This window comes from Paenibacillus forsythiae T98 (assembly GCF_000520735.1).
GTDB lineage: Bacteria > Bacillota > Bacilli > Paenibacillales > Paenibacillaceae > Paenibacillus_AQ > Paenibacillus_AQ forsythiae.
On record NZ_ASSC01000627.1, the window covers coordinates 1 to 10,109 of the forward strand.

Annotated in this window: 12 protein-coding genes and 1 tRNA gene; 6 read left to right on the forward strand and 7 right to left on the reverse strand. The window is 50.6% G+C overall.

Features of this window, described 5'->3' with window-relative positions:
* Window positions 1–153: 153 nt before the first annotated feature.
* Window positions 154–1,332 (reverse strand): NAD(P)-dependent malic enzyme, encoded by a 1,179-nt coding sequence (locus L692_RS0119370; protein ID WP_025701713.1) that lies wholly within the window; start codon window positions 1,330–1,332, stop codon window positions 154–156.
* Window positions 1,333–1,808: 476 nt separating this feature from the next.
* On the opposite strand from L692_RS0119370, the gene L692_RS0119375 reads away from it, so the two are divergent.
* Window positions 1,809–1,880 (forward strand) — tRNA-Val (locus tag L692_RS0119375).
* Between the two features lie 248 nt (window positions 1,881–2,128).
* Window positions 2,129–2,326 carry a hypothetical protein gene (locus L692_RS0119380; RefSeq protein ID WP_025701714.1) on the forward strand — a complete coding sequence of 66 codons (198 nt, stop codon included), beginning with the start codon at window positions 2,129–2,131 and terminating at the stop codon, window positions 2,324–2,326.
* Between the two features lie 438 nt (window positions 2,327–2,764).
* Here the strand turns inward: L692_RS0119380 and L692_RS32000 are convergent, their stop codons facing one another.
* The 3 genes from L692_RS32000 to L692_RS0119405 all read right to left on the reverse strand — a co-directional run bounded on the left by L692_RS32000 (window position 2,765) and on the right by L692_RS0119405 (window position 5,357).
* Entirely contained in the window at window positions 2,765–2,878 is a 114-nt protein-coding gene (locus L692_RS32000; protein WP_156940516.1) for a putative holin-like toxin, read from the reverse strand.
* A gap of 217 nt (window positions 2,879–3,095) precedes the next feature.
* A complete protein-coding gene (locus L692_RS0119395; RefSeq protein ID WP_025701715.1) occupies window positions 3,096–3,614 on the reverse strand; it encodes a GNAT family N-acetyltransferase in 519 nt (172 codons plus the stop codon).
* Between the two features lie 264 nt (window positions 3,615–3,878).
* The gene (locus L692_RS0119405; RefSeq protein ID WP_025701716.1) at window positions 3,879–5,357 is read right to left on the reverse strand and encodes an MDR family MFS transporter; all 1,479 of its coding nucleotides are present in this window, start codon (window positions 5,355–5,357) and stop codon (window positions 3,879–3,881) included.
* 208 nt (window positions 5,358–5,565) lie between these two features.
* Between L692_RS0119405 and L692_RS0119410 the strand changes: the two genes are divergently transcribed.
* The gene (locus L692_RS0119410) at window positions 5,566–5,982 is read left to right on the forward strand and encodes a MarR family winged helix-turn-helix transcriptional regulator (RefSeq protein WP_025701717.1); all 417 of its coding nucleotides are present in this window, start codon (window positions 5,566–5,568) and stop codon (window positions 5,980–5,982) included.
* Between the two features lie 42 nt (window positions 5,983–6,024).
* On the opposite strand, the gene L692_RS0119415 is transcribed toward L692_RS0119410, so the two are convergent.
* The 3 genes from L692_RS0119415 to L692_RS0119425 form a co-directional block, all read right to left on the reverse strand.
* Complete coding sequence (locus L692_RS0119415; RefSeq protein ID WP_025701718.1) at window positions 6,025–6,654, reverse strand: C40 family peptidase; 630 nt, start codon at window positions 6,652–6,654, stop codon at window positions 6,025–6,027.
* Window positions 6,655–6,896: 242 nt separating this feature from the next.
* A complete protein-coding gene (locus L692_RS0119420) occupies window positions 6,897–7,418 on the reverse strand; it encodes a hypothetical protein (RefSeq protein ID WP_025701719.1) in 522 nt (173 codons plus the stop codon).
* A 46-nt stretch (window positions 7,419–7,464) separates the two neighbouring features.
* Window positions 7,465–7,926, reverse strand: coding sequence for a GNAT family N-acetyltransferase (locus L692_RS0119425; RefSeq protein WP_036724589.1), 462 nt, complete (start codon window positions 7,924–7,926; stop codon window positions 7,465–7,467).
* Between the two features lie 154 nt (window positions 7,927–8,080).
* On the opposite strand from L692_RS0119425, the gene L692_RS0119430 reads away from it, so the two are divergent.
* The 3 genes from L692_RS0119430 to L692_RS0119440 form a co-directional block, all read left to right on the forward strand.
* Complete coding sequence (locus tag L692_RS0119430; RefSeq protein WP_156940520.1) at window positions 8,081–8,455, forward strand: hypothetical protein; 375 nt, start codon at window positions 8,081–8,083, stop codon at window positions 8,453–8,455.
* Window positions 8,452–9,720, forward strand: a complete 1,269-nt coding sequence (locus L692_RS0119435; RefSeq protein WP_025701722.1) for a DNA polymerase IV — start codon at window positions 8,452–8,454, stop codon at window positions 9,718–9,720. Before L692_RS0119430 ends, L692_RS0119435 begins: the two co-directional genes overlap by 4 nt.
* Before the next feature lie 151 nt (window positions 9,721–9,871).
* The coding region (locus tag L692_RS0119440; protein ID WP_198027788.1) for a threonine/serine exporter family protein at window positions 9,872–10,109 on the forward strand (238 nt) is incomplete at its 3' end.

Consider the following 10,109-nt stretch of genomic DNA (forward strand, 5'->3'; position numbering starts at 1 on the left):
GGGGTCTACGTTCACATACGCGGGATTCCCGGCGGCTGACCGTATATAAAGTTCAATATAAAGCTCAACAGCAAATGACCCGGCCAATGGAAGATTGGCCGGGTCATTTGCTTGCAAGGCATATATTTTCGTTAATCGAGCAGATTGAAGCGTCTAGTTCACGCCAGTCAGCATTTTTCTTGCAACGCCGGTCCGGATCGCCGCCGCAGCCACCGCCTTGCGGATGCGTTCAACAACCCGCTTGTCGAAAGCATTCGGAATAATGAATTGCTCGCTCAGCTCGGAAGGCTCGACAGCCGCGGCAATCGCCTCAGCTACCGCGAGCTTCATTTCATCATTAATGTCGCTGGCGCCGCAGTCCAGAGCGCCTCTGAAGATGCCCGGGAAGCACAGCACGTTGTTAATCTGGTTCGGATAATCGGAGCGTCCCGTCGCCATCACCTTCACGTATGGAGCGGCAAGCTCGGGATCAATCTCTGGCGTCGGATTGGCCATGGCGAAGACGATCGGGTCCTTGGCCATTGTCCGGATATCCTCGACCTTCAGCACGTTGGGCGCCGAGACGCCTACAAATACATCCGCACCTGCGATGCAATCGGCTAACGAGCCCTGCTCCAGCTTGGGATTGCTGATCTGCGCAAATTCGGTCCAGTGGGACTTGTCGTACACGTTCAGCCGGTTGATCGCTCCCTCCCGGTCCACGCCAATCAAATTCTCGGCGCCTGCGCCCAGCAGCATTTTAGCGATCGATATGCCTGCCGCCCCGCAGCCGTTTACGACGATCTTGACGTCTCTGATGTCCTTGTCTACCACCTTCAGCGCGTTAAGCAGACCTGCCAGCACCACAATGGCCGTACCGTGCTGATCGTCGTGGAATACCGGAATATCCAGCTCTTCCTTAAGACGGCGCTCGATTTCGAAGCAGCGGGGTGAAGAAATATCCTCCAGATTGATGCCGCCAAAGGTGGGCGCAAGCGCCTTGACGACGGTGATAATCTCCTCCGTATTCTTCGTATCCAGGCAGATCGGCACCGCATCCACATCAGCGAACTGCTTGAACAGGGCAGCCTTGCCTTCCATGACGGGCATTGCGGCCTTCGGGCCAATGTCGCCAAGTCCCAGCACCGCAGTACCGTCGCTGATGACCGCCACCGTATTTTTTTTGGTAGTCAGCTCGTAAGCTCTATCCTGATCCGAAGCGATCGCCTGGCATACCTTGGCCACTCCCGGCGTGTAGACCTTGGCCAAATCCTCCATCGATTCGATCGGACGCTTCAATGTTGTTTCCAATTTGCCGCCCTGATGCAGCAGCATGATTTCCTCCACGTTCATGGTTACCCCTCCTGATTATACGGCTGACCCCGTCCACAATCCCGTTCTTATTCCATTTATCCTAACCTTGATGATTTCATCCCTGATCAAATATAATCACATCCCCGGACAGCTTTCCGCCACATGCGTCACACTCGCCGGATAAACCTCAGAACTTATCCCAGGCCCCTCTCTCCGCCGCTCAATATTTCCGTATTAAACCCAAAAAAGCCAGCCGTGACAACGGAAATCAACTCTCCAATTCTAGCGGATATTTGCGTATACGGCAATACTTTCGGTCGCTAAAATGCCAGTGTGGCCGCGTCATCCCTCATGCGGTCAGATTACAATGGCAGCCTGCTGCATTCTTCGCATTGATGGGATGTACTCATCTTCATTTGAGAGCAGGAATCCGGTTAAGATCATAATCGCAACAACTTCATTTAAAAAAACATTTGCATCTTCCCCCCGCCTTATGGTATTATAAATCTCGTTGCAGGACGGTAGCTCAGCGGGAGAGCACTATCTTGACAGGGTAGGGGTCATGGGTTCGATCCCCATCCGTCCTATATTATCGAAAGCGAAAAAGCCCTTGTAAATCAAGGGTTTTTTCTTTGTTCCTATTGGCATGAAGCGGTTTGAAAATGTCGGATATTTTGAATTGGGGACGGATTGGGGATGAAACTTTTTTTGTGTGCTCATGAAATATTCCCTGAGAATAAGAAGAACCTCACGGAGCACTGTCCAGCACATCCACAGGGTGCTTCGCAACGTCTTCAGCCTCGCTGTTGAGTGGAAACTACTGAAGGCGAACCCGATGAACGGCGTCAAGAAGCCGCGGGACGAGCCGAAAGAGCTGGACGTGTACGATCAAGAGGAGACGGACCGCATCTTCACGCTACTGGAGGGCGAAAAGGATTCCTGGCGGCTCCTAATTATGCTGGCGCTCACGACGGAGCTGTGGGAAGGCGGCGAGCATTTCTTCGTGTTCAACTCCTGGAACGGCAAGCGCTGAATCCCTACAGTGTCAAAACCTGGTGGACAAGGTTCACTAAACGGCCTCCGCTATATCAACTTCCATGCGCTGCGGCATACCTCGGCCACCCTGCTGCTGAACCAAGGGCTCCATGCGAAGATCATTCAGGCGCGCCTCGGCCAGCACTCCCCTGAACATCCGCACGCACGCGCTCCGCGAAGCCGACCAGGCCGCCGCCGGCATCGATAACATGCTGAAGCCAGTAAGCAGAGTTGAAGCTGATTGAAGGCTAATCTTGCAGCTTATTTATTTTTACTTTATAAATTGAAATGTGGTATAGTAAAAGCAGAAAATACGTACAATGCAAAGAGAGCCGTGCGGCTAACACGACTCTCCGGCGCAATATCCGCTTTTAAGGGCGACGGCTTTTAGAGGGTTATCTATTGAGATAGGTCCGCATCCGGGTCAAGGGGCGGCCTATTTCTTTTTGTTTTGGTTAATTGCTACGACGATGGCCACAACCAGCGTCAATAGCGCTATAATAAGCGCACCGAAACCGATCATGAGCGTCAAAGCGTCCTTAACCTCCACAGGCATCACCTCCCTTCCGGAAGATGCGCCGACCGCCCTTGCAAGCCTTTCTATTGCTCCAGTCATTATACCATGGCGGCAAGCAGCCTGGATAGATTTACAACTTAGCGCATTTTCGGCCCCTTCTCCCCTTTCGTATTTATTATGTCGCGACAGATTTTTGCATCTTCCATTTGAAAGTGCGCAGGAATATACTTAATAACCGCCTTTACTAAAGTTATATCAGTGTTTTGGTCAATATAAAATCAATTTGTTCTTCATCCCCCATATAAAAAGAGTGAGTGCCAGTTTGAACAAAAACCATTTTTTTATAAAAGTCAATTGCGTTCTCATTCTTTTCCCAAACTCCTAGCCAGATAGTCTTTTTGTTTTGTCTTATGGCTACTTCCATCGCTTTGTTTATTAGGTGCTTTCCAAGCCCTTTTCTTTGAAATTTGTATCTTATATAAATCCTCTCAATTTCGAGTGACTCATTACCCATGTTTTCGGATTGAGCATCATTAATATTTATCTTTAAATATCCAGCAAGTTCTTCGTTGAAAAAGATGAAAAAGAATTCCGAAGAGATAGTGGACAATTCCTTCTCCAACTGCTTAGAGTCGAATGTTCTTTCCAAATAGGCTTTCATATTTTCAGGTGAATTCTGATCTTTAAATGTATCGTTGAATGTTTCAATACTTATTTCTTGGAGTATTTGCAAATCTTGAAGGCTGCACTTTTTTATTTTTATAGCCATTTTAATATAGCTCCTTTATATAAAATCGATAATTTCTTTTGTACTTATAATACATATACAATAATTATATTGCATTTACAATAAAATAAACAAGCCTTTCTTACCAGAAAGATTTTGTTATCCTTATTCAACTAGCTTGCCCGCATCACGAACCCTGATTTAAACCACACGCCAAAAAAGCCGACCCATAGGCCGGCTTTCCCGCATTTCAGCAATACCTTGCGCCAAATAAATTCTGGCCCATAAGAATCAGCTTCAATCCCTTCAACCATTCGCCTCCCGCTTCACTGCCGAACTCTTAGGAACGGCGGCATTCTTACCCGCTCCCGGTTTCAGAAGAAAGGTTAACGGGAGCGCGGCGACGCCAATTAATGTGGCGATCAGGAACACATCCTGAACGCCCATCGCCATGCCCTGAGCTTTCAGCAAGGAAGAGCCTGCCTCCGCTCCCCCGGTCAGCGCCTTCACATGGGCCGCAGATCTCGCGGCCAGCACCGAACTGAAGATCGCAATCGCCAGCGCTCCGGTGGCCTGACGCGCCCAGTTCGTTACGGAAGAGGCATGGCCCGTATATTCCTTCGAGATGGCGGACATCCCCGCATTGGTAACTGGCATAAAAGCAAGGACAATCCCCACATAACGCAGCGTCATCCATGAGGCCACATAAACATGGGTTGAAGCCAGCGTAAGATGACTGAGTTCCCAGGTCGAGATGACCAGCAGCAGGATACCGCTAAGAATAAGCCAGAACGGGCCTACCTTGGTATACAGCTTGCCGACCACCGGCGATAGAAACGCCATCACCAGCGAACCCGGAAGCAGCACCAGGGCGGTTACCAACGGAGTGGACTGCTGAATATCCTGTAGGAAGACCGGAATCAGGAACGTTCCGGAATAGAGCGAGATGGTAATCGTGCAGTTGATGATCAAGCTGTACGTGAAGCGCTTTTGGCGGAAGACCTTCAAATTAAGCAGTGGCTCCTTCAGAGATAACTCTCTGCGGATGAAGTAGGTCAACACGGACACACCCACCACCAGCAGGAATAACGTCTGCCACGAAGTCCATCCCCAGGAATTTCCTTCACTGAAAGCTAAAATGATCAACGCGCTGCCGAGAATGACGGTTATGAAGCCGGGCAAATCAAACGTCTTGAGCTTGCTGGACTGGCGGTGATAGGGTAGGCATTTGAGCGCTACAATAATGGCAATGATTCCGATGGGCAGGTTGATGATAAACAGGGACTGCCAGCCGAAATACCCGGTCAGCCAGCCGCCAAGGGTAGGCCCGAACGCCGGGGCCAGCATGGAAGAAAGACTCCATAAGCTCATGGCGAAAGCCTGCTTCTCCTTCTCAATGAACTGATAGATCATGGTCATCGTTGTCGGAATGATCAGGCCGCCGAACACTCCTTGCAGGATGCGGAAGCTAATCAAAGAATGAATGCTCCAGGCAATCGTGGACAGCCCTGAAAAGAGGGTGAAGCCTGACAAAGCGCACACATATAGCACCTTATAGCTCCACTTGTCGCCAAAATAGCCGACGATCGGAGCGACAACTCCGGTCGCCAGCAGATAGCCGGTAATCATCCATTGAACCGAGCCAACCTCCGCATGAAAGTCCTTCATAAACACCGGAAAAGCCACATTAATCGTTGTCGAGCTTAAGATAGACATGAAATTACCGAAAAAAACCGCTAAAATAATGAGCCAGAATGAAGAATTGCTGGCATTTTGATTATTCAATGCTTTCTCTCCTCTACGCCGCACCAATACGGAAATCAATAAATAAATATAGGTGTATTATACAACTATTTTTCCGAAAAACAATATTACTTTTTTCACGCTGCTTCATCTCGGATCACGTTGCTTCATCTCCGATTATGTATTTTCATTTGCGGCCGGATATCACTTATAATAGGGAGAAGAGTATAAACCAAAGGACGGAAGGGCTATGGAAGATAAAAATCTGGATTTGATCAGCAATGAGATGATGACACTGATTCGCCGCGCCTCCCTGGACAAGAAGCATGGCGGGCTGGACCGTTCGAGCTATACCCTGCTGTACCATTTGTCCAACCGCGGCAATATCGGGGTTAAGGCTCTGGCGGAAGAGCTCGGCCTCGACACCTCCACAATCAGCAGACAGACAAGTGTGCTTGAATCCAAAAGATATTTGGAACGGATACCTGATCCGCAGGACGGAAGGTCCAGCTATTTTCAGATCACCGAACTAGGTTCGCGGAAGCTGGACGAGGCGAGAAAAATCCGATTGGACCGATACGGGCAAATATTTGAAGACTGGTCGCCCCAGGAATGCCGGACCTTCGGTGACATGCTGGCGAGGCTGAACCGTACACTTGATGGATAACGCCTATTTTTGCTGCCATTTGCATCAGCTTCGTCGCCTCCATCAAACTGCTTGCTCCTCCAGTTCGCCCGAAGCCTCTTCCCCATTCGGTATGTACCTTAATCTGTCACGGTTGAGAAGCGGATAGTCGTACAGAAGCCCCTCGTAGACCGTGTCGAATGCAGGATGGTGCAAAAAGTCGTTGGGCGTTACCAGCGCGGATGGCCGATCCCACAGGGAAAGTCCGCTTTTGCGCAGCGCTTCGGATACAAACTGGGAGCAAAAATAGGCGTTTTTCGTCTCCATGTCAAGGTTCAGCAGCACCCCTAATAATCCGATCAGATTGTAGCGATAAGCATGCCTGTCCTTCTGAAAGGAACGGACGATTCGAATAGCGGCGTCACGCTGCTCTTTGGAAATCCCAAGCCGGAGCAGTACACAGCGAGTGCCGGGATAATGACGGAAGGTCCCCTCGTAGACATCTTCCTTCACGAATCCTCCAGCCCAAGGCTTGCTTGGACATTTCCGGCCAAAGCTGAACACCTGATTCAGCTCCGCGTCGAGCGCGAGAGAGGCATGGTTATACGGAGCGGCGGTGAAGCTTTTGATCAAGGTCGTGAACAAGGTGCCCGTATCGGTCAGCAAAACATAAATGCCGCTCCCCGAATCATATTCTCCCCTGTTGTCGGTCATAGTGTTCACCCCATTGTAAAAAGTTAATTGTTGCACCAGGCATCCTCTTATACCAACAGATTAACAAATGAACAATAAGGCGATAACTGGCTGAGGTTTGGTTTCGTTCTGGACTTTGGTCTTGGTACATGATTTGGCTATCGTCCGGGAATACATGGCTAATAGTGACCGGCGCTGGCCGAAAATTGGCCGAAAAAAACGCCCGCAGAGCGGGCGCAGAAATGGTTACTTCGTATATGTGCTTACTCCTCAAACCTCACAAATTGATCGGCGTTGTCCCGGATATGGGCGGCGATTATTCTCAGGCTTGCCGGAGCAATGTTCTGGAACCACCGGTAGAATCGCTCCACCTGGGCATGTAATGCTTTATCATGGTCGAGGTCCATTATTACGGCGTCCTTCCACGCTAACCCGAGCCTGCGGTTTCTGGTGTCCAGAACTTCTTTCGTTTCTTCCAGCAGACGGAACATGTCCACATCGCCAAAAAAGCTTAATCCGTTCATCACCCCGGACCACATGTCCGGGTTTTGCAGCAGATGGGAGATCCAGCCGTAATACTCCATTTCCGAATTCTTCGCATGACCGTAAAAGACTCTGAACATGCATAGCGCTCGTTGTCCTTCGGAGAGGTCCGCTACTACTCTGGCCTTCACCGCCATTTCTTTGGCGCGGATTTGACTGAAGGTCGGCTCCATGCACGCCCTGCCCAGTCTTTCATCATCCAGCGAATCGAATTCCCGCTTGTTCATTACCGCTAATGTCATTTCATCCCTCCTTTCCATAATCGTACCATAATATTCCTTATGGCGGTTACAGCAAGTACTCCAGTTCAAGCTCATGGCGGATCGGAATACCGTCATACCCAATCAGGGGAATCGACGGCTTCAGCTTGCGCGCTTCCGTAATGGCGTCCCGGTGAACGGCTTTGAGATCGAACCCTCTTTTTTGATAAAAGCGTATCGCCCTTGTATTGTCATTGGACGTAATCAGCCAGACTCTTGAGCAGCCTTCCGCCCGGGCGCGTGCGGTCACCGCCTCGATGAGCCGGGTGCCGGCTCCCCGATTCTCCGCCCTGCTCTCCAGCGAGACAATCTCGCACTCCCCGTTCCGCACATGGTAGAAAATTGCCGCCAGCAGGCTCCCGTCCCCATCCTCGGCGCAGCAGCCGGGCAGCTCCTCCAGCCGGTGAATCTCCCCCCGGGATACCATCAGCGGCCCGGCAAGCTTGGCGGCTTCCTCCCTGGTCCGCGCATCCATCTCTTTAATCCGCATCAACTTGGCCCTCCCCCGTTTTGATCAATGCTTCATTATAAAATAAAACATCCGGATGTGAGGAGGCAAAAACCAGAAAATCCCTCTTGCATAACGAACTCATGTTCGGTATATAATAGAAAATGCGAATAGGTGTTCTTGTGATGGTGGTGTGATGATGGGCGTCAACCCGAGAATTGAAGCAGAAGAGGATTTTCAAATCATTAAAGAGTACACGCTTCTGCCCATATTGCTGGATATGCTGGCAAGAGACATGAATGAGCTGAAGAAGCACAGGGATAAAATGATTTATAATCATGTCCTGATGTATCTCAAAGAAATTGAAGAGGCGATTTATCCCGAGCTGCGGGATCTCAAGAGAAGGATGAGGGCGCGGGATATCCGGATTCTGCACACCGAGAAGAATGCACAGGGCATTCGCGTCGAGTATAAAGTTCGCGGCTATATCCACTATTTTACGATGCTGCGGAGCTTGGTTAAGGCCGAGCTTATGACCCTACTGATGAATATGCGGAGGCGGTCAGGTTGAACGAGAAACGGGAACGGGTTATATTTCTGGCAGACTGCCAGAGCTTCTATGCAAGCGTTGAGAAGGCGGATCACCCGGAATGCAGGGATATGCCCGTTGCTGTGGCGGGTTCCGTCGAGCGCAGATCAGGAATCATTTTGGCGGCCTGCCCCATTGCGAAGGGATATGGAGTAACTACGGCGGAGCGTCTTGGAGAGGCTTTAACCAAATGTCCCGAGCTCGTGGTCATCCGCCCCCGCATGCAGCATTATATGGATGTCTCCCGGATGATTACGAAGATTTATGAGGAGTTCACCGATCTTGTTGAAATATTCAGCATTGATGAGCAGTTTCTGGACATTACGGCAAGCCTGCCCTTCTTCGGAGATCCTGTAACGATTGCGAAGTCCATTCAGCAGAAGGTGCTGAGCCAAACGGGAGTGCGGGTAAGGATCGGCATAAGCTCCAATAAAATCCTGGCTAAAATCGCAACCGATATTTGGGCGAAGAAGAATGAAAATGGCATTTTTACTTTGCCCGCATCCGAAATCGAAACCCTGCTGTGGCCGCAGCCCGTTCATAAAATGTTCGGTGTCGGTTCGCGAATGTCGGCGCATTTTGCCGCTCTTGGAATGAATAGCATCGGAGATATTGCAGGGACGCCTCTTCCCTGTCTAAAGGATAAATTTCGCGCCCGCTTCGGCAGGCAGTCGGATATCCATGCAGAGGTAATGTGGAGGACGGCGAACGGTCTGGATGACAGTCCGGTCAACCCCGGAACCTTTGAGACACCGCCCAAATCGGTCGGGCATATGATGACCTTGCCCCGGGATTACACCGAACCATGGGAAGTCGATACGATTCTCTTGGAGCTCACGGAGGAGGTATGCCGGGACTGCCGCCGCCAAGGTTATATGGGCTTCGTAGTTACAGTCAGCTGCATGTGCAGCCCCTATGAATCGCCAACCGGATTTTCGCGCCAAATGAAGATGACGGACCCCACGAACCATACCAATACCGTAATGAAGACCGTCCGAAGGCTGTTCTACAAATATTGGGATCAAATGCCCGTTCGCCGTGTCGGGGTGACCTTGAGCCAGTTGGTGGACGACCGGACTTATCAGCTCACTCTCTTTGAGGATCAGGTCAAGCTCAGAGCTCTGGACCAAGCTACGGACAGCATCAAAAGCCGGTACGGCAGCGCCGCGATTATAAGAGCCTCATCCCTTACGGATGCGGGGCAAGCCAAGGACCGGTCGCTGAAAATCGGCGGGCACTTTAAATAAACAGATTTATAATTTGGAGCTTGATCTTTTGCCCCGCTGCAGGCACAATCAAATAGATAACATTCAAGGGGAGGATTAAGAAGGTTTGAACAATGCCGAATCGGGGACAACCTATGAAATTATAGATTTATGCCTGCTGGCAGGAAAAATCATGCTCCAGAACGGCGCGGAGACTTACCGCGTGGAGGATACGATGACGCGCATGGCCGCTTCCCTCGGGTTCCCGGGGGCGCACAGCTACGTCACACCGACAGTCATCATGTTTACGACCAGCCGGACGGAACAGCCCAAGCTGTTCCGCATTGAGGAGCGTACGACCGATCTGCAAAAGGTTGCGGAGGTCAACGACATTTCTCGCTGCCTCAGCCAGCGGCAGATCACATCGGCTG